This window comes from Paenibacillus xylanexedens, assembly GCF_001908275.1.
Taxonomy (GTDB): domain Bacteria; phylum Bacillota; class Bacilli; order Paenibacillales; family Paenibacillaceae; genus Paenibacillus; species Paenibacillus xylanexedens_A.
In genome coordinates this window covers 5,184,125-5,206,489 of record NZ_CP018620.1, presented here as the reverse complement: position 1 = coordinate 5,206,489, position 22,365 = coordinate 5,184,125, and the positions used below count along the sequence as shown (strand labels likewise).

At 45.4% G+C, this 22,365-nt stretch carries 26 protein-coding genes; 25 read left to right on the top strand and 1 reads right to left on the bottom strand.

The window, feature by feature from the left end; translation table 11 throughout:
• Nucleotides 1-140 precede the first annotated feature (140 nt).
• The 3 genes from BS614_RS22715 to BS614_RS22705 are packed head-to-tail and all read left to right on the top strand — an operon-like array spanning nucleotide 141 to nucleotide 1,998.
• Nucleotides 141-734, top strand: a complete 594-nt coding sequence (locus tag BS614_RS22715) for a CPBP family intramembrane glutamic endopeptidase (protein WP_074095660.1) — start codon at nucleotides 141-143, stop codon at nucleotides 732-734.
• The gene (locus BS614_RS22710; protein WP_074095659.1) at nucleotides 731-1,183 is read left to right on the top strand and encodes a hypothetical protein; all 453 of its coding nucleotides are present in this window, start codon (nucleotides 731-733) and stop codon (nucleotides 1,181-1,183) included. The genes BS614_RS22715 and BS614_RS22710 overlap by 4 nt, the downstream gene beginning before the upstream one ends.
• Nucleotides 1,184-1,212: 29 nt before the next feature.
• On the top strand, nucleotides 1,213-1,998 hold the full coding sequence (locus BS614_RS22705) for a metallophosphoesterase (RefSeq protein WP_244898354.1): 786 nt from the start codon (nucleotides 1,213-1,215) through the stop codon (nucleotides 1,996-1,998).
• A 57-nt stretch (nucleotides 1,999-2,055) separates the two neighbouring features.
• Here the strand turns inward: BS614_RS22705 and BS614_RS22700 are convergent, their stop codons facing one another.
• Nucleotides 2,056-2,952 (bottom strand): polysaccharide deacetylase family protein, encoded by an 897-nt coding sequence (locus BS614_RS22700; RefSeq protein WP_074095658.1) that lies wholly within the window; start codon nucleotides 2,950-2,952, stop codon nucleotides 2,056-2,058.
• A gap of 94 nt (nucleotides 2,953-3,046) precedes the next feature.
• On the opposite strand from BS614_RS22700, the gene BS614_RS22695 reads away from it, so the two are divergent.
• The 22 genes from BS614_RS22695 (at nucleotide 3,047) to BS614_RS22595 (ending at nucleotide 22,197) form a co-directional block, all read left to right on the top strand.
• A complete protein-coding gene (locus BS614_RS22695; RefSeq protein ID WP_036607724.1) occupies nucleotides 3,047-3,400 on the top strand; it encodes a hypothetical protein in 354 nt (117 codons plus the stop codon).
• 187 nt (nucleotides 3,401-3,587) lie between these two features.
• Nucleotides 3,588-4,202 carry a genetic competence negative regulator gene (locus tag BS614_RS22690; RefSeq protein WP_017687675.1) on the top strand — a complete coding sequence of 205 codons (615 nt, stop codon included), beginning with the start codon at nucleotides 3,588-3,590 and terminating at the stop codon, nucleotides 4,200-4,202.
• A gap of 43 nt (nucleotides 4,203-4,245) precedes the next feature.
• On the top strand, nucleotides 4,246-4,941 hold the full coding sequence (gene prsW / locus BS614_RS22685; protein WP_017687676.1) for a glutamic-type intramembrane protease PrsW: 696 nt from the start codon (nucleotides 4,246-4,248) through the stop codon (nucleotides 4,939-4,941).
• Nucleotides 4,942-5,056: 115 nt separating this feature from the next.
• Complete coding sequence (locus BS614_RS31865) at nucleotides 5,057-5,227, top strand: hypothetical protein (RefSeq protein ID WP_167544412.1); 171 nt, start codon at nucleotides 5,057-5,059, stop codon at nucleotides 5,225-5,227.
• 121 nt (nucleotides 5,228-5,348) lie between these two features.
• Complete coding sequence (gene ypeB, locus BS614_RS22680; RefSeq protein WP_074095657.1) at nucleotides 5,349-6,695, top strand: germination protein YpeB; 1,347 nt, start codon at nucleotides 5,349-5,351, stop codon at nucleotides 6,693-6,695.
• Nucleotides 6,696-6,843: 148 nt separating this feature from the next.
• The gene (locus BS614_RS22675; RefSeq protein ID WP_074095656.1) at nucleotides 6,844-7,497 is read left to right on the top strand and encodes a flagellar brake protein; all 654 of its coding nucleotides are present in this window, start codon (nucleotides 6,844-6,846) and stop codon (nucleotides 7,495-7,497) included.
• Between the two features lie 62 nt (nucleotides 7,498-7,559).
• Nucleotides 7,560-7,784 carry a hypothetical protein gene (locus BS614_RS22670; protein WP_074095655.1) on the top strand — a complete coding sequence of 75 codons (225 nt, stop codon included), beginning with the start codon at nucleotides 7,560-7,562 and terminating at the stop codon, nucleotides 7,782-7,784.
• Nucleotides 7,785-7,887: 103 nt separating this feature from the next.
• Nucleotides 7,888-8,592 (top strand): (d)CMP kinase, encoded by a 705-nt coding sequence (gene cmk / locus BS614_RS22665; RefSeq protein ID WP_036607714.1) that lies wholly within the window; start codon nucleotides 7,888-7,890, stop codon nucleotides 8,590-8,592.
• A complete protein-coding gene (locus BS614_RS22660) occupies nucleotides 8,589-9,176 on the top strand; it encodes a lysophospholipid acyltransferase family protein (RefSeq protein WP_036607713.1) in 588 nt (195 codons plus the stop codon). Before cmk ends, BS614_RS22660 begins: the two co-directional genes overlap by 4 nt.
• A 142-nt stretch (nucleotides 9,177-9,318) precedes the next feature.
• Entirely contained in the window at nucleotides 9,319-10,533 is a 1,215-nt protein-coding gene (rpsA, locus tag BS614_RS22655) for a 30S ribosomal protein S1 (protein ID WP_036607712.1), read from the top strand.
• Nucleotides 10,534-10,718: 185 nt separating this feature from the next.
• Entirely contained in the window at nucleotides 10,719-12,041 is a 1,323-nt protein-coding gene (der, locus tag BS614_RS22650; RefSeq protein ID WP_074095654.1) for a ribosome biogenesis GTPase Der, read from the top strand.
• An 11-nt stretch (nucleotides 12,042-12,052) separates the two neighbouring features.
• On the top strand, nucleotides 12,053-12,676 hold the full coding sequence (plsY, locus tag BS614_RS22645) for a glycerol-3-phosphate 1-O-acyltransferase PlsY (protein ID WP_074095653.1): 624 nt from the start codon (nucleotides 12,053-12,055) through the stop codon (nucleotides 12,674-12,676).
• Nucleotides 12,669-13,709 (top strand): NAD(P)H-dependent glycerol-3-phosphate dehydrogenase, encoded by a 1,041-nt coding sequence (locus BS614_RS22640; protein WP_074095652.1) that lies wholly within the window; start codon nucleotides 12,669-12,671, stop codon nucleotides 13,707-13,709. The genes plsY and BS614_RS22640 overlap by 8 nt, the downstream gene beginning before the upstream one ends.
• Nucleotides 13,710-13,812: 103 nt before the next feature.
• Complete coding sequence (locus tag BS614_RS22635) at nucleotides 13,813-14,088, top strand: stage VI sporulation protein F (RefSeq protein ID WP_017687687.1); 276 nt, start codon at nucleotides 13,813-13,815, stop codon at nucleotides 14,086-14,088.
• Nucleotides 14,089-14,261: 173 nt separating this feature from the next.
• Entirely contained in the window at nucleotides 14,262-14,441 is a 180-nt protein-coding gene (locus BS614_RS22630; RefSeq protein ID WP_017687688.1) for a DUF2768 family protein, read from the top strand.
• A gap of 83 nt (nucleotides 14,442-14,524) precedes the next feature.
• Nucleotides 14,525-15,142 (top strand): hypothetical protein, encoded by a 618-nt coding sequence (locus tag BS614_RS22625; RefSeq protein WP_074095651.1) that lies wholly within the window; start codon nucleotides 14,525-14,527, stop codon nucleotides 15,140-15,142.
• A 17-nt stretch (nucleotides 15,143-15,159) separates the two neighbouring features.
• Entirely contained in the window at nucleotides 15,160-15,510 is a 351-nt protein-coding gene (locus BS614_RS22620) for a 2Fe-2S iron-sulfur cluster-binding protein (protein WP_074095650.1), read from the top strand.
• Between the two features lie 46 nt (nucleotides 15,511-15,556).
• The gene (locus BS614_RS22615; protein WP_074095649.1) at nucleotides 15,557-16,336 is read left to right on the top strand and encodes a hypothetical protein; all 780 of its coding nucleotides are present in this window, start codon (nucleotides 15,557-15,559) and stop codon (nucleotides 16,334-16,336) included.
• Nucleotides 16,337-16,790: 454 nt separating this feature from the next.
• The gene (gene spoIVA / locus BS614_RS22610; RefSeq protein ID WP_017687692.1) at nucleotides 16,791-18,269 is read left to right on the top strand and encodes a stage IV sporulation protein A; all 1,479 of its coding nucleotides are present in this window, start codon (nucleotides 16,791-16,793) and stop codon (nucleotides 18,267-18,269) included.
• 217 nt (nucleotides 18,270-18,486) lie between these two features.
• The gene (locus tag BS614_RS22605) at nucleotides 18,487-19,584 is read left to right on the top strand and encodes a sugar ABC transporter substrate-binding protein (RefSeq protein WP_074095648.1); all 1,098 of its coding nucleotides are present in this window, start codon (nucleotides 18,487-18,489) and stop codon (nucleotides 19,582-19,584) included.
• Nucleotides 19,585-19,696: 112 nt separating this feature from the next.
• Nucleotides 19,697-21,214 carry a sugar ABC transporter ATP-binding protein gene (locus BS614_RS22600; RefSeq protein WP_074095647.1) on the top strand — a complete coding sequence of 506 codons (1,518 nt, stop codon included), beginning with the start codon at nucleotides 19,697-19,699 and terminating at the stop codon, nucleotides 21,212-21,214.
• Nucleotides 21,211-22,197: an ABC transporter permease gene (locus BS614_RS22595; protein WP_074095646.1), complete on the top strand. Its 987-nt coding sequence runs from the start codon at nucleotides 21,211-21,213 to the stop codon at nucleotides 22,195-22,197. The genes BS614_RS22600 and BS614_RS22595 overlap by 4 nt, the downstream gene beginning before the upstream one ends.
• Nucleotides 22,198-22,365 lie beyond the last annotated feature (168 nt).

Below are 22,365 nucleotides of genomic sequence, written 5' to 3'. Positions count from 1 at the left end.
AGTAATGGTATTGACTCAAAACCGGGACTTCGGGCAGGCCTTGAACCTATTTGGTTTTTTGGCTATCATTTAGTATACTATCCGATTGGACAACGTAATTGTTATCCATCAAATTTAACTCAAGAGGACAGACGCATCCGATGAAAAAATTCAAGTTTCCCAAGTTCAAGATTCAGAAGGCTGAGCCACAGCAGCTTACCGAGCGTTTGCTTTTAATCAATCTATACTTTACACAAGGTCTGACACTGATAATCGGGGTTGTATGGATTTTACTACAGAAACGAAACTTGTTAGATGTACTCGCATGGCCCGACAATTACCAATTTATATGGTGGGGTCTTGGTCTTGCTGGCGTAATGCTTATTATGGACTTGGTACTGTCGTATGTTATACCTCAGGAAAGCATGGATGACGGTGGAATTAATGAGATGTTGTTCCGTGGGCGTCCGATCTGGCACATTGTATGTATAGCAGCCATTGTAGCTGTATGTGAGGAATTATTATTCCGTGGAGCTATTCAACATGCCATCGGTCCATACTGGACGAGTATTTTATTTGCAGTTATCCACATTCGTTATTTGCGGCACTGGATTCCAACAGGTTGGGTGTTTGTCTCAAGTTATGGATTGGGTTGGATTTACATGCAATCCGGCACATTATGGGCGCCTATATTATGTCACTTTATAATTGATTTGGTGTCCGGATTAGCGATACGTTTTCGGAGGGGATCATGAATCAGCCATTAAGCAGAATGAAGACATATGGCAGTCAGCGCCATCGTCAATCGGATAAAAAAGAGACATCCGAGCGTCAGGTGGCTTCTCAAGTAAGCCTGGTTGCTGAAACGGCAGCGGCTGCTGAAGTTGGGGGAATCACACCAATAACTTCCGTTTCCATACCTAGATCACAGCGAAAGACCTATACAGAAACGCTGGAAAGTCCAGTATTACCACAGAGAGCACCATCACGCTCCAAAAAAACGCCAAAAACAACGGAAGAATCGATCCCCGAAGCGGGTTCGCTTCCTACACGGACAGAATTACATCCTTCACGTCGGTTAAAATTGAGCAAGAGGTTTGTCAATTCACTCATTTTTATTTTTGTCATGTTAACGATTAGTTTGGTTTGGTGGGGGGTAAAAGGGGCACCCGCTCTGAATACGTTCCTTCCATTGCCGTGGTAATGCTGTTCATCGCAGGTTTAATCATTTTGATGGGAGTTGTACTATTTTTTCATATGTGGCGTGAAGCCCATATTCATCAAGTGATTGAAGAAGAGGTTGAAGTTCCTCATCTGCCACCATCCTTTGACGGTGCTATGATTTTGTATGTATCGGATACGCACAAGCGCAAGCTGAAACAGAAGGATCTGGAAAATTTTAAAAACAAGGTGGACTGGGTTCTGATCGGTGGGGATGTTGCGGAAAAAGGAATCCCATGGTCCATAGTTAGACATAATATGAAACTCTTATCGAACATTGCTCCTTCTTTTACCGTGTATGGGAACCATGATAAGAGGGCTGGTACCGCTCAGCTTGCTCGAATCCTTCGGGAATCGGGCGTTCAGCTCCTGCAGGATAGCGTGGAATATCTGAGTAGGGGCAACGACAGAGTGAGCCTGATCGGTATAGACTATCGTTCCAAACAGGGAGATGTATTGTTAGAGCAGGTCGGCGACCATTTTTGCAAATTAGCCATCGTTCATGATCCTTTACAGGCCCTTCGCTTGGAGCAAAATGCAGATCTTATCTTGAGCGGCCATACACATGGCGGACAATTGGTATTACCTTTTTTCGGACCTGTGTTCCTGAGCAAAGCGTATCGTCCCATATCGAATGGGTGGTACTCCCTGAAGCGCAGTCCGGAGGACGTTCATCAAGAAGGCAAAATGCTGGTTAGCAGAGGATACGGTACCAATCATCTTCCTCTCCGACTAGGTTGTCCTGCGGAGATGCACATCATTACGTTAAGAGTGCCCGCGGAAAAAGCACTCACATAGAAACAGCCTTGATCCAATGGATCAGGGCTGTTTTATTTTAATGCGCAAAATTACAATTTAACGAGCTTCCAATTCAATTGCACGCGGATCAACAAAGGAATAACCTTTCTTTTCGAGCTTCGTCAGCAACTCATCCAATGCTTCAACCGTCCATGGCAACTCATGCATCAAAATATTGCTTCCGGGATTTAACTGGTCCAGTACATTTTGAATTACTTTTTCCGGTTTGTCTTTGGTGCTTTTATCCCAATCGAGCGAACCATTAGACCAAGTCATATATAACATGCCATTTTTCTTCACAGCAGCCTTCAGTGCATCATTTCCCGAACCAAAAGGTGGACGGAAGAATTGCGGTTCCTCACCAATGGTATCCTTTACTATTTTTTGGACATCTGAAACCTGTTTTGCCGCCTCAGTGTTGGACATTTTTTGGAGATCCTCATGATCCCAGGCATGATTGCCTACAATCTGACCCCGATCATGTATGAGTTTGAGTAATTCCGGATGGCTTTTCACCCGATATCCATTGACGAAAAATATCGCTTTAGCGTTATGTTTAACTAAAGTGTCGATAAGTGAAGTAATCATTTTTTCTTCTTTGGGTCCATCATCAAAAGTTAACAAGACCACTTTGCTTGGGCTCGCTTCATCGTTTGGTTTAATATAATAATTTTCATTCATATGATACGTCTTTTCCACTTTCTCTTCTGTAGAAACCTTCTCCGAAGATTCAGGTTCTTTTTCTGTCGCAGTTGAATCTTCCGTTGAAGACTCGGGCACACCAGTTCCGGGTTCTCCTGTTTCAGTTGGGTTAGAGTTACCTTGCTCTTCTTGAACCGTGGTAGTTGATTCGCCCGCTGGTGTGGAATTATCAGATGTTTTTTCTTCCGCTGTCCCACAAGCTGACAACAGCAAACTTGCAGCAATGATCAATGCGGCGGTATGTCTAAACATGATTTCAACTCGCTTTCCTGTAATTATACGGAATGAGATCGCTCACTACCGCAAACACTAAATATGATTTTAACACTTGAAGGAGGTTGGTGTAATGAAGGCTTCATCCTTTTTTTGGGGCATTGTCATTGGTGTTGCAGCCAGTTCATGGCTGTCTAAAGGCAAATTGCCCATGATGTCATCGGGTTCATCAAGAAATATGATGGATCAGGCAAAACATAAGATGATGGAAATGACTTTCCCGGGTATGGACGGGTTCACAAGCAAGCAAAATCAACATGGTGAATCCCACAAAAATCCGGCAGCAAAGACCGCAAGAGCAATCACACCGCAGGAAAAAGAAGCGAATATGAGCATGCTCAAAGATTTTATTCGCACCAATCCCGATGTGAAGCATGAAGTTGAGCAAATTTTAAGCCAAACAAACACAACAGTACCGGGTTTATAAACCAAAACCTCCAATTAGAATCATCCACAGTCTTGATTTGCTGTGGAATGATTCTTTTTTTGTCGATTTTACTTCGTGCATTTAGAGGTATAAAATGATAACATAACTACATAGATTTATTTTCAGCACATATTGTTTTGTGCTTCATAATCTGTTATAAGACTTGCTTATAAAGGGGAGATCCTGTATGAAAATAGAACGACTAAGTCACGATAAGATACGGATTTTCCTGACCTTTGACGATCTGAGCGAGCGCGGAATACAAAAAGAAGATATGTGGCAGGAAATACCTAAGGTTCATGAACTGTTCACTGAAATGATGGATCAGGCCTATTCCGAACTTGGATTTGATGCCACAGGTCCACTCGCTGTCGAAGTATTCGCACTTCCCGCTCAAGGGATGGTTGTCATTGTCACACGTGGGAAATATGATCCGCAACAATATGGTTTAGGTCATGAAGATGATCTTCCTGAAGAAGTATATGAAATGGAAGTTACACTCGAGCAAAGCGATTCCATTGTTTATGCATTCAAGGACTTTGAAGTGCTCATTGAAGCTGCACATATGTTGCGTCAGCATGTTACGGATGCTGGGAGACTTTATTCTTATAAAGACAAGTGGTTCTTGCATTTGGAGCCAGATGAGGTAGATTCCACCAAACATGCGGCATTGATTGCCTTGCTTGCTGAATTTGGCGAAGGCTCCTCAGTTACTCCGGCAGTTATGGAAGAGTATGGTAAGGTTGTTATTCCTGCACAAGCGATTGATGTTATCTGCACCCACTTCAAACGCCAGGATTAATCTCTAGTTGTAATCGCGTCTTTAGTCAGAGGAGGGAATTTCGGTGCTTTTGTTTTCGGTCTTAGCGGCAGCAGTTGCTCCGGGTCTCGCCTTGTTAACATACTTTTACCTGAAAGACCGTTATGATTATGAGCCACTTCATATGGTATTGCGGGTTTTCCTCATGGGGATTCTGATGGTACTGCCTGTGATGATTATTCAGCGTGGCATGATGATGTGGCTCGGGGATAATCCTTATCTTGAGGCCATTATGATCTCAGGTGGTGTGGAGGAATTCGTTAAATGGTTCGTACTTTATCATATCATCTATAATCACACCGAATTTGATGAGCCGTATGACGGGATCTTATACGCAGTCGCTGTTTCACTTGGATTTGCCACTGTTGAGAATGTGTTGTATGCCTTTGCGGGGAATGCATCCGTCTCAGCCATGTTCCTTCGGGCACTGCTCCCTGTTTCAGGGCACGCTATGTTTGCGGTAATCATGGGTTATTATATGGGTAAAGCCAAGTTTATCGGTGGTAAGAAAAAGCGGTGGTATCTGGTTCTTTCTCTGGTGTTACCTTTTTTCTGGCATGCATTGTACGATGTCATCATGAACACCATGGTGAATCATTGGTTGTGGTTTATAGCGCCGCTAATGGCGGGCCTGTGGTATGGGGCAATGGGTAAAATCACACGAGCTAATAACCGTTCTCCTTTTCGTTTTGTGAAGCGGGAGGAAGAGGTTAAATTATAAAAATACGGACACACTGGTGGACATAAAGCGCATATTGCGCCTATGGCTCCGGTGTGTTTTTATTTTTACAGATAAAACTCCCGGGGAATGACCAACAGAAACGGAGATCGTTGTGATGAGAATTAAAATTAAAATCAGATGCAAACAATGCGGTGAACGATTTACATTACGAGGCAAGAAAGATCGGGGCCGGATTGAGACGGGATTCAAGCAGTGCCTATGTGATAACAGAGACCAGTTCGAAATTGAAGAAGAGGGCATGGTAACTGGGATTCAGCTGAATTAAAAGGAGGACCCAAACGGTACTTTAGCAGCCTGCTTGTGTAAGGACTGGAAATCGCATGCATAAGAGATCTTTCTTCGATCCACAATAGAGGTAGTGGTTTAGAAGAAAGGAGACTCTACCGATGTATAAACGATTAAGTTCAGTTATGTTTCCGATATTTGCGGTTCTGCTGGTCGGTGCGCTCGTGTGGGGCTATCAGGAGAATCAGGAGAAGAATGCAATTCTGATCAAGGCAGAGAATCAATATCAGCGTGCCTTTCACGATTTATCTTTTCATATGGACAAATTGCATTCGGAGATTGGCAACACCTTGGCGGTTCACTCTACATCACAGGGGATGCATCGCAAAGGTTTGATGAATGTATGGCGACTCACCAGTGAAGCGCAGAATGAGATCAACCAACTGCCACTCACCATGCTACCATTTAACGAGACAGAGGAGTTTCTCTCGCGTATTTCCAACTTTGCCTATCGGGCGTCGATGCGTGATTTGACGAACGAACCGCTAAGTGAGAAGGAAATGGGCAACCTGAAAAAGCTGTATCAGAATTCATCCGAAATTACCAAGAATCTGCAGGATGTGCAGCAGAAAGTCCTGACGGACCGATTGCGCTGGATGGATGCAGAGACTGCCATGGCAACGCAAGAGCAAACCATGGACAACACGATCGTTGATGGTTTTCGAACAGTGAACAAAAAGGTACAGGAATACCCGGAGCTTGATTGGGGTCCTTCCGTATCCAATATCTATGCAAAACGATCAGTCAAGAAACTGGACGGCTTGCCGGTGACTAAAGAACAGATTCAGAGCAAGGCTGCAAAATTCTCTGATGCGGATCGTAGCAAAATCCAAGTGCAGGAGAACGGCAAAGGAACAGACTGGGAGTCCTACACTGCCACGATTGATCATGCCAATAATGGCAAACTGATGATGGATTTCACCCGTAATGGCGGAATGCTGATCTCTTACAGTGATACGCGTCCAATCGGAACCAAAAAAGTGTCTCGTCAGAATGCCATGGCTAAAGCAGAACAATTTCTAATGAACAAAGGCTATAAGGATATGAAGGCTGTAAACTACGATGAATATGGTAATCTGGGTAACCTTACTTATGTGCGTAAGCAAGGAGACACTTTGATCTATCCCGAGAAAATGTCAGTTCGTGTAGGTTTGGATACAGGCGAAATAACCGGCTTCCAGGCGAGTGACTTTGTTTACGAACATAATGACATGCGCAAAATTCCGAAAGCAACTCTTACGGAGCAACAGGCGCGGAAAAAACTTAATTCGGAGTTCGAAGAAAATTATGTTCGCAAATCCCTGATTGAGAATGATTACAGTAAAGAAGTATTGTGTTATGAATTCGGAGGGAAAATTAACGGTTCTCGTTACCGGATATACATTAATGCGAATACAGGATTAGAAGAAGCGGTTGAAGAGATCAAACCGGTCAATGCAACCTCATAAAAAGATGGATAATCTCAATTTGAAGTTGAGCGAATAACTGCGGCAGACCACAATGTGGTCTGTTTTTTTCTTGTTCAATGTGAGAAAGGTCATGGTATAATAGTCCTTGTACATACGAAGATAAATACATAAAGTGGCGGTGAACAGCTTGTTTCCTAAAATAAATGAAATTTTATACATCCAGATTGCCTCTGCAGATGAAAAAGAGGAACACAAAGAGTACAAATCACGCATTGCAGATATGGATGACAGCGGTTTTCTGATTGAGGTCCCGATGCAACAAGGAAGCAGCCGTCTGAAAAGGCTCTTTTTCGGAGAGGAATTGTCCATTTCATATATTACGGAGGATGGGGTCAGGCATTATTTTAATACCTATGTCACGGGATTTGAGGAAGATGTGGTCCGTCTTGTCCGTATCCGCAAACCGCTTCCGAGCGATATATCCAAAATACAACGGCGCAGCTTTCTTCGTGTTCATGCAAACCTCGAATTGGCCATCCAGAGTGAAGACCTGACCCGTGCCGTCGGAATGACTGAAGATATTGGTGGCGGTGGATTGTCCATCTACGGCGAAACAGGTTTTTCAATAGCTGAAGGTCAAAAATTGAAATGCTGGTTGCTGGTACCCTACCGGAATTCAACCATTGAACATGTGAATTTTGAAGCTGAAGTTGTGCGGATCAAAACACTGGAAACCGGCAGACAGCTATGCATGCTGAAATTTGTACAGATTTCAGATTCGGAGCGCCAGAAAATTATCAAGTTTTGTTTTGAACGGCAACTTGACTATCGCACGAAATAGGAATGTTGTGGCATAAAGAGAGGGAACTGCGGGTACCGTAATGAAAAAACGGAGGTATTGCCTTGAATCGTCGTCATGCAACCCGCAGATATGAACGGCTTTATTATGTTTTCTCCAGGCGAATGGAACGAAAGGTTGCGATTCTGATTACAGCCCTTCTAATCCTGCTTGTGGTATATCAATTGCTGCTGTTGGTACCCGGCTTCAAAAAGAATTTGACCACCATTGACCGCCTGGAAGGAACGCCAATTGAAGTGCAAACGATGAATGATTACAACCGTCGTTGATTTGTCTGTTTTTGCATCCATGTGTAGAGTGTGGTATAATTTTCACGATGCAGGCAATGCCTGTTTTTTTATTGAGGTTTATCGTTTGAGGAGGAATGCCCCGTTGGCAAGCCAGAACACATCAGAGAACGGGAAAATGAACGTTGCAATTGACGGACCTGCCGGTGCCGGGAAAAGCACGGTGGCCCGATTGGTTGCAGAGGCGCTCGCGTATGTATACGTCGACACAGGCGCAATGTACCGTGCGGTAACCTTGCATATGCTTCGGAAAGGTATTACACCGGAAGATGTGACACAGGTACTTCAGGAAGCCCAAAAGCTGGTCATTGATTTACAACCGGATCCCGACGGACAGAAAGTGTTCTGTAATGGGGAAGAAGTAACCTCGGAAATCCGCTCCCGTGAAGTGACGGGAATCGTGTCCCGATATGCGCAAATCGAGGGGCTGCGTACGCAATTAGTGGATACTCAGCGGCAAATGGCTTTGCGCAAGGGCGTCGTCATGGATGGACGCGATATCGGAACGACAGTATTGCCCGATGCGGAAGTGAAAATCTTCATGACTGCCAGTGTCGAAGAGCGTGCGCTTCGCCGCTTCAAAGAACTGGACCCCTCTGAAGGACTGACGTTGCAACAGCTGGAGCGAGACATTGCCACCCGTGACAGATTGGATGAGAATCGGGAAATTTCCCCATTGCGTTGTGCTGAGGATGCTATCGTCCTTGATACAACGGAGATGAACATTCATGAAGTGGTTGACAAAATCGTATCTTATTGCACAATGGTCAGAGGAGAGATCGGTCTATGATTTACACATTTTGCAGCACATTACTGCGGATCATTTATACCATTCTTTTCCGCTTGGAGGCCGTTGGACGGGAGAATATTCCGAAAGAAGGCGGCGTACTTTTATGTTCCAATCATATTAGTAACTTCGATCCTCCAACCGTTGGTATCAAACTTCGCCGTCAGGTGCGTTTCATGGCCAAAAGCGAATTGTTTGAAATTCCGGTACTCGGCCGAATTATTAAAGCCGTGGGCGCTTTCCCCGTTAAACGTGGAGGTGTCAGCAAGGAATCCATCAAAACCTCACTCAATATTTTGCGTGATGGTCAAGTGCTTGGAATTTTCCCCTCGGGAAGCCGTCACAATGATGGAGGTATCGGCAAAAAAGGGGCAGCGAGTTTTGCTCTCCGCAGTGGCGCTACAGTTATTCCTACTGCTATTATCGGTAACTACAAAGTTTTTCGTAAGATGAAAGTTGTATATGGAGCACCAGTAAGTTTGGACGAGTTCAAGGAAGACCCATCAGGAGAAGCTCTGGAGAAGGCGACTGAAAAGATTATGTCCAAGATTAACGAAATGGTGCAAACGGGCGTGCCAAGCAAGTAATGGCTTCGTCAGTAGCTGAGTGCATGTTTCCATATTTTTGAGGGAGACTAAAGTTTGAGCACTCAGTGATGAAAGTGTTTTGAACTCTGCTACAGGCAGGTTTGAATATAATGGGGTTTTTGAATTGAGGAGGGTATTTGACATGTCGGAAGAAATGAAAAATCAAGAAGCAACCCAAGATGAGTTGGATCAATTCGTTTCCTTGAAAAAAGGAGATACCGTAAAAGGAACCATCGTCAAATTGGAAGATAACCAAGCCTATGTGAGCATTGGATATAAATATGACGGTGTCATTCCAATTCGTGAACTGTCTTCATTACATGTTGACAGCGCGTCTGACGCAGTAGAAGTTGGACAAGAAGTTGAAGCTAAAGTTCTTAGCATCGACGACGAGAAAGAAAAACTCGTTCTCTCCAAACGTGCAATCGACAGCGAAAACGCATGGGATCAATTGCAAAAGCATTTTGAAGACCAAGACGTATTCGAAGTTGTTGTAGGTGATGTTGTTAAAGGCGGTCTGGTAGCAGACGTGGGCGTACGTGGATTTATCCCGGCTTCCATGGTTGAACGCCATTTCGTTGAAGACTTCAGCGACTACAAAGGACGCACACTGCGTGTTAAAGTGAAAGAGATCGACCGTGAGAACAACAAAGTGATCCTTTCCCAAAAAGACGTACTGGAGCAAGAATTCGAAGCAAACAAAGCTACAGTAATGGCTGGTTTGCAAGAAGGTCAAGTGATCGAAGGTACAGTACAACGTTTGACTCAATTCGGTGCATTTGTTGATGTGGGCGGAGTTGACGGTTTGGTTCACGTATCCGAGCTTGCTTGGACACACGTTGAAAAACCATCCGACGTACTGTCTGAAGGTGATAAAGTTAGTGTGAAAGTGCTGAAAGTTGACCCTGAAAAAGGCAAAATCAGCCTGAGCATGAAAGCTGTTCAACCAGGTCCTTGGGAAACAGCAAGCGAAAAATTCAATTCCAGCGATATCGTAACGGGTGTTGTAAAACGTCTGGTAGACTTCGGTGCATTTGTTGAAATCGCTCCTGGTGTTGAGGGACTTGTGCATATCTCGCAAATCTCCCACAAACACATCGGCACTCCTCATGAAGTGCTGAAAGAAGGACAAGAAGTTCAAGTTAAAATCTTGGACATGAACCCTTCTGAGCAACGTGTAAGCTTGAGCATCAAAGAAACAGAAGAAGCTCCAGCTCAACCACAAAAATCAGAAAGACCTTCAAGAAACAACGCTCCGCGTGAAGAAATCAACAATCCAAACGTTTCCTTGAACAATCAAGGTATGAGCACTACGCTTGGCGAACTGTTTGGAGACAAACTCAGCAAATTCAAATAAGTTAACAATGCATGGTTCTAAGTTATATACTGCATATTTTGCTGAATAACAAAAGCAAGATCGGCGAGCCCAAGGCGGGTTCGCCGATTGTTTTTATTGCGAGTAATTTGGCATGAAACGTTAGCCAAGATATATCTTTTTTGCTATGATGAGTATCGTAAGTATGGACAGGAGGAGTGGAATGTATGGCAAGACCCGTTGTGGCAATTGTCGGACGACCGAACGTGGGTAAATCCACCATTTTCAATCGGATCATCGGCGACAGACTGGCCATTGTGGAAGACAAGCCGGGCATTACCCGTGACCGCATATATGGAATCGGTGAATGGAACGGTAAACCATTTAGTATCATTGATACAGGTGGTATCGAAATTGATGGTGAAGATGTAATTTTAAAATCGATTCGGATGCAAGCAGAGCTCGCTATTGAAGAAGCGGATGTTATTGTATTCATGTGTGATGCAAAAGCAGGTATTACTCAATCGGATGAAGAGGTAGCAGAGATGCTCTACCGCTCAGGCAAGCCTATTGTTGTAGCCGTTAACAAAGTGGATAATATCGGACGAAGTGAGCTCATTTATGAGTTTTATGGATTTGGTTTCGGTGATCCCATCGGCGTATCCGGAAGTCACGGTACAGGTGTAGGTGACTTGCTTGATGCAATTGTGGAGAAGTTGCCAGAACTTGAGGAAGAGACTTACGATGAAGATGTCATTCGTGTAGCTCTGATCGGACGTCCTAATGTAGGTAAATCTTCACTGGTGAACGCTATTCTGGGTGAAGAGCGTGTCATTGTAAGTGACGTGGCTGGAACGACCCGGGATGCGATTGATACACCTTTTGAAAAAGACGGCCAACGTTACGTGCTGATTGATACAGCAGGTATGCGTAAGCGTGGTAAAGTATATGAAACAACTGAGAAATACAGTGTAATGCGTGCGATGCGTGCGATTGAGCGTGCAGATGTTGTTCTGATTGTCATTAATGGTGAAGAAGGCATTATTGAACAGGACAAGCATATTGCAGGATATGCATTCGAAGCTGGTAAAGCGTCATTGTTTGTTGTGAACAAATGGGACGTGGTAGAGAAGCATGACAAAACGATGAAAGAGTTTGAGAGAAAAATTCGGGATCACTTCCTGTTTATGACTTATGCTCCAGTCGTATTCTTGTCAGCCCTCACAAAACAACGCTTACAAAAATTGTTGCCGGTTGTGAAAAGGGTTGCAGATCAACACTCGTTACGTGTACAAACACATCTACTTAACGATGTGGTGTCTGATGCGGTTGCAATTAACCCTCCGCCAACGGATAAAGGACGGAGAATGAGAATTAACTATGTGACTCAGGTTGCCGTTAAGCCACCGACCATGGTTATTTTTGTGAACGACCCTGAGTTGATGCACTTCTCATATGAGCGCTATCTGGAAAATAAAATCCGTGCAGCGTTTGATTTCGAAGGAACACCAATTCGCATATTTACTCGGAAGAAGTCCGACGAAAGTTAGGGGAGAAGTGTGTGATTTTACAAATCGCAGCGATTGTACTGAGTTATCTGCTCGGTTCGATCAGCTTTAGTGTCCTCCTTGCCAAAGCGATACGGGGGATCGATATTCGTCAGCACGGAAGTGGAAACGCGGGAGCTACCAATACATTGCGTATTTTGGGTAAAGGACCGGCAATTGCTGTTCTGTTACTTGATGTACTTAAGGGTGTTGCAGCTGTATGGATTGGAATCTGGTTGAGCGACGGTTCTGCCTGGATTCCTGCACTCAGTGGTATAGCAGCCATTGCAGGACATAACTGGCCGCTTTACTTCCATTTTCGTGGAGGAAAAGGCGTTGCCACAGCCATTGGTGTTCTGGTGAGTCTTGCTTTCCTGCCTGCGTTATGTGCTGGGGTGATCGCCATTCTGTCTATTGTATTGACACGCTATGTTTCATTGGGCTCTCTGATTTTTGTAGCATTTACACCCATCTTTATCATGGTATTACCCGGATATTCAATGAATATCTTCTGGGGGAGTCTGATTATTTGTCTGTTTGCGTTCTGGAGACATCGTACCAATATTGCGAAGCTCGCCAAAGGACAGGAAAATAAATTGGGATCGAAAAACCCTGGAGGGGGTAAACGAGTTGTCTAAAAAAGTTGCTGTTCTAGTCGCTGGGAGCTGGGGAACAGCTTTGGCCAGTGTACTCGCCGCCAATCAGTTGGATGTGATGATGTGGACACGTGGTGAAGACCAGGCTAACGAAATCAATAACAAGCACACTAATACTCGCTATCTTCCGGATGCGGAGCTTTCACCACGGATTCAAGCAACAACTGATATGGAAGCTGCGGTGGAAGGCGCTATAGCTGTGTTAATTGTTGCGCCTTCATCAGCCATGCGTGCAGTTACGAACCAGCTTAAGGCTTATTACAAGCCTGAGATGTTAGTCATTCATGCAACCAAAGGTTTTGAGACAGAAAGCCTCAAACGGATGTCCACAGTCATTTCAGAAGAGCTTGAATGTGAAGAAGGACGTGTGGTTGTTCTTTCTGGCCCAAGCCATGCGGAAGAAGTGGTGAAGCGTTGTCCAACGACAGTGGTTGTAGCTTCACTGGATAAGGCATCTGCCGAGTCTGCCCAAGCTTTGTTTATGAATGCTTATTTCCGGGTTTACACGAATCGGGATATGATCGGTGTTGAGCTGGCGGGTGCATTCAAAAATATCATTGCTCTTGGTGCAGGCATGTCCGATGGTCTTCAATTTGGTGATAATGCCAAAGCCGCTTTGCTAACACGCGGTTTGGCAGAGATCACACGTATTGGTGTTGAGATGGGAGCAAATCCGCTAACGTTTTCGGGACTTGCTGGAATCGGGGATCTGGTTGTAACGGCTACAAGTCAGCACAGTCGGAACTGGAGAGCAGGTTCCATGTTAGGCCAGGGACAGAAGCTGGATGATGTTCTGAAGTCCATGGGCATGGTGGTAGAAGGCATTCGAACTACGCAAGCTGCCTATTTCATCTCACAAAAATACGGTGTACAAATGCCAATTGCGGATCAGTTATATCACGTTTTATTCCAGAAGAGACAGCCGCGTGATGCGGTTGAAGCCTTGATGGGACGTGACCCGAAGACTGAAATGGAAGTCATGAAGCTTGAAACCTGGGAGCAGTGGCATTCCTGATTGTAATCAGCCTAAACGTACCTTGTGAAATAAGAAGCTTATTCACCTTTTCTGTAGCAGACTCATACTATACACATGAGTATTGCCGGAGGAGGGGAGACGAATGGGTAACAACATTTCCAAAGATGCACTGAATGCAATCAATAAGAAAACGGGTAAAACGATAACGGAAGGTGCCGTTAAGAAATTGGCAAGCACGGTGAAACCAACGACGATTCAGAATGAAGCTCAGTTGCGCCAATTGATCAAACAAGTATCCGCCATGGCGAAAGTTCCGGTATCTGAGGATACGGTTAAGGATATTGTGAGTGCGGTCAAGAAAAGCGGATTGAATCCGAGCAGTATGGAATCGTTAATGAAAATGATGATGAAAAAATAATAGATCACACCTGCATGTGCAGGTGATCCAGTAAGACAAAAAGACGAGTCGGCTTCTGCCGGCTTGCTTTTTTGTCTTTTTTTTGGAAAGTTGAGCTGAATTTCGTGTTATAATGGTTGCAATTGTCACAGTGTCAGTGATGAATATCGGACTGAAGGGGAGACTGCTGGATTATGAGCGCAATGGACAAGATGTGGCTGTCATTGGTGGCCATCCTCATTATGGGACTATCTGTATTCCTGATTACGTTTGCTCGTGCCAAAACAAAAGGTATTGTACGGGGGATTCTTTCTCTGATTGCATTTTTGATTATGCTGATTGGCTTTTTCGGTGGAATCGCTTCTTTGACCTGATTTCCCATGCCTGAAAGATAACATCCGCATAAGCACATCATAAGAACTGACACAATGAACACGGATGAGGGGAGTGTGAGCCTATGAGGCCGCATGATACGGAGGGTCGGACAGAGCGTTATCCGGAATTACACGCGGCTTTGCTGGAAACGGCCAAAGCCTGGAACACACAGCCGCAGACATGGTTACTTGGAGGAAGTTGTGGGTTGCTGCTTCAAGGGGTGGAGTTGCAACAGGCTCCGAGAGATATTGATATCTATGCGGATGTTGCTGCTGCTAAAGAACTTCACCGTAGCGCTCCGGGGGAAATGCTTGACGAGCCTACAGTGGACAAGACAGGACCGTATGCTTCTCTGCTGAGCCACTATCAGGTGGGTGAATGTGCGCTGGAATTGGTTGGTGGTTTCGAAATATGGGCTCGCAAAAGTTGGTACCGTATCGAGATTGAACATGTACTTGCTCCGCATGCACCAGTAGCACAAGTGGGTTCATATACCCTGCGACTGATGCCGCTTGCGCATGAGCTTTTGTTTAATCTGCTGCGAGGTCGTGAAGATCGTTATGTCCCCATTGCGACACAGATGCGTCAGCAACCACATGCACATCAACCTATAATGATGCTGTTAAGTCAACAGAATGTATGGACAGCCCGCTTCAGAGCCGAAGTGGAAGAGCTTGTTGGCTTTGCATGGCCCCAGTAGGTTGAGGGAGGAAAATGATGGACTATAAAGTTACTTTTTTACCTATGAACAAATCGATAGCGCTCAAACCAGGGGCAACACTTCTGCATGCAGCACGACGTGCTGGAGTCAAGATTACGACTCGATGTGATGGTAAAGCGGCTTGCCTGATGTGCAAAGTGAATGTGGATGAAGAACATCGGGCGGAACTGTATCCACCAACAGATGCAGAAAAGCGCAAGCTGGGTTCACTGTTGGAAGCAGGTACACGACTGTCCTGTCAGGCCAAGGTGTGTGGATCTCTATCTGTTCATGTTCCAGAGGACCCGCTGAAGGCAGCCATTCGGAAACAACTGGAACGTCAACAACAGGAAGACGACTGGTTCTGAGCGTTATAACATTGATTCTCTAATGAGTTATTCAAGGAGGACACGAATGATTAGGAACAAGCCAAAATGTGTGGAAGGAAGCAGACGGCAGCGTCTGAAACATCAGACGGGCGGTCTGCTGTTATTCCTGTTGTTTGCTTTTACAGCAAGTGGTTGTATGTATCCATCCCAGAGCAATTCGGACCCTAAGATAGCCTATCGGGAAAGCGTGAGCCGTATCCAGATTGCGGTCGAGGCATTCCAGCAAGATGAGGGAATTTTGCCAATCATCAATGCAGATATGGAAACGCCAAAATATGAAAAGTTCAGAGTGGATCTGCCCAAGTTGAAACAACTGGGGTATCTGGATGAAATACCGGGGACTGCTTTTGAAAGTGGTGGGAGCGCTCACTTCCTTATTCAGGACGAAGAAGTGAATCCGACCGTTAAAGTGATGGATCTTCTGACCGTACAGAAAGTAAACGATGTGCAACGAATGGTTAATCAATATAAGTCCGTACATAACAATAAGCTGCCAAGCGGGGAAGAACTGTATCCGGGGTTATATGCTGTGGATATGGAGCAGGCTGCTCAGGCAGGGAGTCCTTCCATTACGCTGAATAGTGTATATTCAGGTCAGGCCTTACCTTTTATGATGGATGACGAAGGCAAGGTCTATGTAGATTATGCTTTTGACATTATGCAGGCAGTGGAAAAGTCTGACGTGTCTCCAGCAGAGACAGAAGATGTTCGAGATTTGCTGGTGGAACACTCCTACTTCGTACCTGTAAAATCGGTTTTCTACGCTTGGCAAAATAATGCGCCGGTTGCCCAGCCCATAAAATAAGCATGGTTGCAATTCAAATGATTTAGCTGTATGACCACTATGGCTCTAATGGTTCAAAAAGAGATATTCCAAATAAGGGATATCTCTTTTTTCTTTTGTCAGTCTGAGCAATAACCGTCATAAAAGCTTCACGGATCACATAAAGTAGATTGAAATAAAGACGCGCAGTCCGAGATCGGGGGATTCTCCTAATGTCATCACCTTAAGATAAAAAAACAAAAATACGCGTCATATTGCCGCATACGGATACATAAGATGATACTAGTCCAATTGCATGTACGAGTTAACGCCGCTCTCGCCGGTTTCATCAGAATGCAACGTTCGGCGGCGGACGACTTCCGGGCACTCACAAAGGCGGCTCTACCGTTGCAGGGATTTCAGTCTTCTGATTGAAAAAACGAAGCGGATGCTCTTTAGCATTTTTCCTTCGGAGTAATTTAGGGAGGGGATTTCATTGGAGAAAGTGGACATTTTTAAGGACATAGCTGAGCGGACCGGAGGGGATATTTATCTCGGGGTTGTCGGCGCAGTCCGGACGGGAAAATCAACATTTATTAAACGATTCATGGAAACGATCGTATTGCCTAACATCGCAAGCGAGGCTGATCGTGCCCGTGCAGTGGATGAACTTCCACAGAGTGCAGCAGGTAAAACCATCATGACTACCGAACCAAAATTCGTACCAAATAACGCAGTCCAGATCAAGGTGGCAGAAGGACTCGATGTCAATGTACGTTTGGTGGATTGTGTAGGTTACGCAGTGGAAGGAGCCAAGGGATACGAGGATGAGAATGGTCCACGCATGATCTCCACGCCTTGGTTCGAGGAACCAATTCCATTCCAGGAAGCCGCCGAGATTGGTACTCGCAAAGTCATTCAGGAGCATTCTACACTGGGTGTTGTGGTAACAACAGACGGCACAATCGCCGAAATTGCCCGCAGTTCCTATGTGGAATCTGAAGAACGGGTCATTGCGGAATTAAAAGAAGTGGGTAAACCGTTTGTCCTGGTCATCAACTCCACTCGCCCTCGCAGTGAAGAAGCCCTGCAATTGCGCAGTGAGCTTGCTGCCAAATACGACATTCCGGTGATGACACTCAGTGCAGCCACCATGACGGAAGATGATGTGACGGGTGTACTTCGTGAAGTGCTCTATGAGTTCCCTGTGCATGAAGTGAATGTAAACTTGCCGAGCTGGGTTATGGTGCTCAATGAGACTCACTGGCTGCGTAGCAACTACGAAAATTCCGTACGGGATACCGTCAAGGATATTCGCAGACTTCGTGACGTGGATCGGGTTGTCGCTCAGTTCATGGAATATGAATTCATTGATCGCGCAGGCCTGAGTGGCATGAATATGGGGCAGGGTGTAGCCGAAATTGACCTGTACGCGCCGGATGAACTGTATGATCAGATTCTCGTGGAAGTGGTTGGCATCGAGATTCGCGGTAAGGATCATCTGCTGCAATTGATGCAGGAATTCTCGCATGCGAAGAGAGAATATGACCGCTTCGCAGAAGCGCTGGAGATGGTCAAAACGACCGGATACGGCATTGCTGCTCCATCTCTTGCCGAGATGGCTCTGGATGAACCTGAGCTCATTCGTCAGGGCACCAAATTTGGCGTACGTCTGAAAGCAACAGCACCGTCCATTCACATGATCCGGGTTGATGTGGAATCGGAGTTCGCTCCAATCATCGGTACGGAGAAACAAAGTGAGGAACTGGTGAGATACCTGATGCAGGATTTCGAGAACGACCCGATCAAGGTATGGGATTCAGACATGTTTGGTCGTTCGCTGCACTCCATTGTGCGAGAGGGGATTCAGGGCAAAATTGCCATGATGCCGGATAATGCAAGATACAAATTGCAAGAGACGCTGGGAAGAATCATTAACGAAGGTTCGGGCGGCTTGATCGCTATCATTCTGTAAGACATCAAAAGACCGTAAGGGGGCATCCCCTCGCGGTCTTTTTTACGTGATTTCTTTTTTTTGGATGAAATGGATAGGAAGAATAGTACTTTCGAAAAAACTTAGCGAGTTTTAGCTTTAAATTGCTAAAACCCATTTACATACTGGGGATTAGCCGTTATATTAATATTCAACTATTGTGATCGAGATCACAGAGATTGGACAGGGGGATACAGAGATGAAAAGAAGAGAGACAAAATGGCTATGGTTGAGTGTGTTATTAGTATTTACATTGGCGCTGTCCGCTTGCGGAATCAAAAAAGAACCGGCAGCCACTCCGGCTTCGGGTGCATCAGATGATACACCAAAAACGGAAGCAGTTACAGGCCCTCTAAGCGGCAAGCGGATCGCACTTATTATGGAGTTTAATACAGGTACTTTCTCGCAGCAATATGTACAAGGTGTAAAAGAAGAAATCGAAAAATTCGGTGGAGAACTGACAACGTTTGTTGCCGATAACGACAAAGCAAAGATGGTATCCTTGCTTGATAGCGCAATTAACCAGAAATTTGATGCCATTCTCACGGATCACGGGGATTCGCTATTAGAGCCAGGCGTGAAGAAGGCAGTAGAACAGAATATTCCAGTGGTCGTGTTTGACGCAGCTATTAGTGTTCCAGGAGCTACAGTCCTGTCGCAGGATGACCAGAAGATGGCTGAACTGACGCTGGAGCAAATGAAAAAAGATATCAATGGACAAGGTAATATTGTCAAAGTATGGGTAGCTGGTTTCGCACCGATGGAACGCCGTCAGATTGCATACGGTGAATTCATGAAAGCCAATCCGGACATCAAGGAAATAGCAACATTCGGTTCTGCACAGAATCCGGCGCTGGATACACAAGCCAAAATGGAAGCTATTCTCAAGCAATATCCAAAAGGTGAAATTACAGCTGTATGGACTGCATGGGATGAGTTCGCAAAAGGTGCAGCGCGTGCGATTCAACAAGCTGGACGTGATGAGATCAAAGTGTATGGTATCGATATGAGTGACGAGGACCTGCAAATGATTCAGGACCCGAAAAATCCTTGGGTAGCTTCAGCTGCTGTTGATCCAACAGATATTGGTCGCGTCCAGGTACGTTATGCTTATCAGAAATTGAACGGGGACGAGACAGAAGATGCAGTTGTTCTTAACCCGGTCTATGTTCAACGTGAAGCTCTGCCAGATAAACAAATCTCCACTTCGGAGCTGTCTGAGTTCGTTGAAGGTTGGGGTGGCAGCACACAAGGAATCAAGGACTGGATGAGCGAATACGGAATTACTGCTAAATAAGCAGCGTATGGGAAGCGCGCCGCAAGGCGCGCTTTTTTAACCATAATGAAGATATGTGTAGTCTGGATGAAAAAGGGATACTCCCGTATGGGAACGATTGGAGGTTAACATCATGAGCACTGCACCGATTCTGCTTCAAATGGAACATATCCACAAGCAGTTTTCAGGTATTCCTGCACTGAAGGATGTGGATTTCTCTGTAAAAGGTGGGGAGATTCATGCGCTGCTGGGTGCCAATGGTGCCGGTAAAAGCACGTTAATGAAAATTTTGTCCGGTGCCTATCCATTGGATCAGGGTACGATTCAGTTAAGTGGACAAGCGCTTCACTTGAGTTCTCCGGGAGACGCGAAGGCAAGTGGGATTCACTGTGTCTATCAGGAAGTGGATGCTGCACTGGTGCCACAGCTGACGGCTGCGGAGAACATCATGTTGGATCAGCTGGCTTCATCTGCCGGGGGTTGGTGGAAAAGTCCACGAAAACTGCAACAGCGTGCGGTTGAGGCATTGAAGCAATTAGGGGCGGACATATCCGTTCACCAAAAAGTGGCCGATCTGACGCTTGCAGAAAAACAGATGATTTTGCTGGCACGGATTTTGATTCAGGATGCCAAAGTCATCATTTTTGATGAACCGACTGCACCGCTGAGTCAGGAAGAAACGGATGCATTTTTCCGGATTGTTCATCTCCTGAAGGATCGGGGCGTAGCCTGTATTTTCATTACCCATCGTCTTGCTGAAGTGACGGGTCACTGTGATCGCGTTACGGTTATGAGAGATGGACAACATGTATTTACCGGTGAAGCAAAGGGACTGACGATCAACGATTTGGTTACACAGATGCTGGGCAAACCATTCGAAGAAGAGTTTCCGAAGACGGAAGCACCCGTGGGGGAACTGCTGTTGGAGGCGCGTGGGCTTCGTCGTGGAGTGAAGGTTAAAGGTGTTAACCTCTCTGTAAGCCGAGGTGAGGTCCTCGCTGTGGTGGGTCTGGTAGGCGCGGGTAAAACGGAAAGCTCTCGTTTGCTGATTGGTGCAGATCGGCTGGAGGGAGGCGAGATCCGGCTTAACAACCGTAATCTCCGCCTGTCTCAGCCTGCGGATGCGGCGGCTCTGGGGATTGTTTCTGTACCGGAGGAGCGACGTAAACAAGGAATCCTGATTCAGGAGAACGTGGAACGGAATTTAAGTCTTCCTTTGCTAAGTCGTCTTAGTACATTAGGTTTCGTAAGCCGTAAGCGGGAACGTCTAAACGCAGAGTCATTGGTGAAACAGCTTGGAATTAAAACATCGTCCGTGAAACAGGAAGTGAAATATCTAAGCGGTGGTAATCAGCAGAAGGTAGCCATTGGTAAATGGCTTAATGCGGATGCGGATGTATTTATATTTGATGAGCCAACCAAAGGCGTAGATATTGGGGCAAAAAGTGACATTTTCCGCATCATTAATGAACTGGCTTTGGCGGGCAAGGGTGTAATCTATTTCACCTGTGAACTGGATGAAGGCATGGGAATTGGTGACCGAATCGCTGTCATGTGTGAGGGTGTTATCGTAAAAGAGTTCAAACGAGGCGAGACTAACCAAGAACAGCTGCTATACTATGCAAGCGGTGGACAAGAGGTGCAATCATGAAGGATAAATCACTGGATTTTGCGTTCCGTTACGGGGCGATTATAGTCATCATAGGTGTTATCGCATTTTTCGGCATTAAATTGCCTTATTTCTTTACGTACAGTAACTTGACCGATATTTTGGGCTCGATCTCTATCGTTACGTTTGTAGCGATCGGTGTTACGTTATCTCTCATTGTTGATGGATTTGATCTCTCGGTTGGGGCGACTGTCTCATTAACTACCGTTGTTACTGCTTCGTTAATGATTTGGTATCAACAACCACTTGCGATCGTCATTATCGTGCCATTGATTATCGGCGCTGTTATTGGTTTACTGAACGCTTTGCTAATTGTAAAATTGCGTATTCCGGATTTGCTGGCAACCCTTGCCACGATGTACATCATCGGTGGTATTCACAAAACGTATGCACAGGGATATACCATTTACAATCACATGCAGTTCCCTGATGGGAGCAAAGCTGCTGGAGAGATGGACCTGACATTCCTGCTTATAGGGCAGGGTAAATGGCTTGGTATGCCGATATCAGTTATCATGCTACTTATTGCGGTAATAGGTGTGCATATCTTTTTGACGTATACGAAATATGGTCGCCAGATGTACATTACAGGTGGTAATGAGGAAGCTGCACGGTTGTCTGGAATCAAGGTGAAAAAGGTGCGTACACTGGCCTATGTAGCCGCTGGAGTGTTTGCAGCAATCGGGGGTATCATCTATGCCTCCAAAGTAGGATCCGGGCAAATTGATGCGGGTTCACCGTTGTTAATGGAATCCGTAGCTGCAGTATTTGTCGGTTTCTCTGTGTTTGGTGCGGGTAAACCCAATGTCATTGGAACCTTCATTGGTTCGGTTCTGATTGGTGTACTTGTGAACGGTTTAACGATGATGAACGTACAGTATTTCACACATGATATTGTAAAAGGTGGGGTTCTCGTGCTTGCCCTGGCGGTTACATTTTACGTCTTAAACCGCAACCGGACTTGAAATTGTGGGCTGTCTGTATTAGTATGAAATTTGTTCGGCGTCTGAAATGCCCGTGGTTTCAGACGACATTCTGCCGAAAATGACTGTTGACCGCAGGCGGAGATTTGTGTTCATCGCTCAAGATGTACGTAGATTTTTTGCGTATGAACGTATATTTCGCTATAAAAC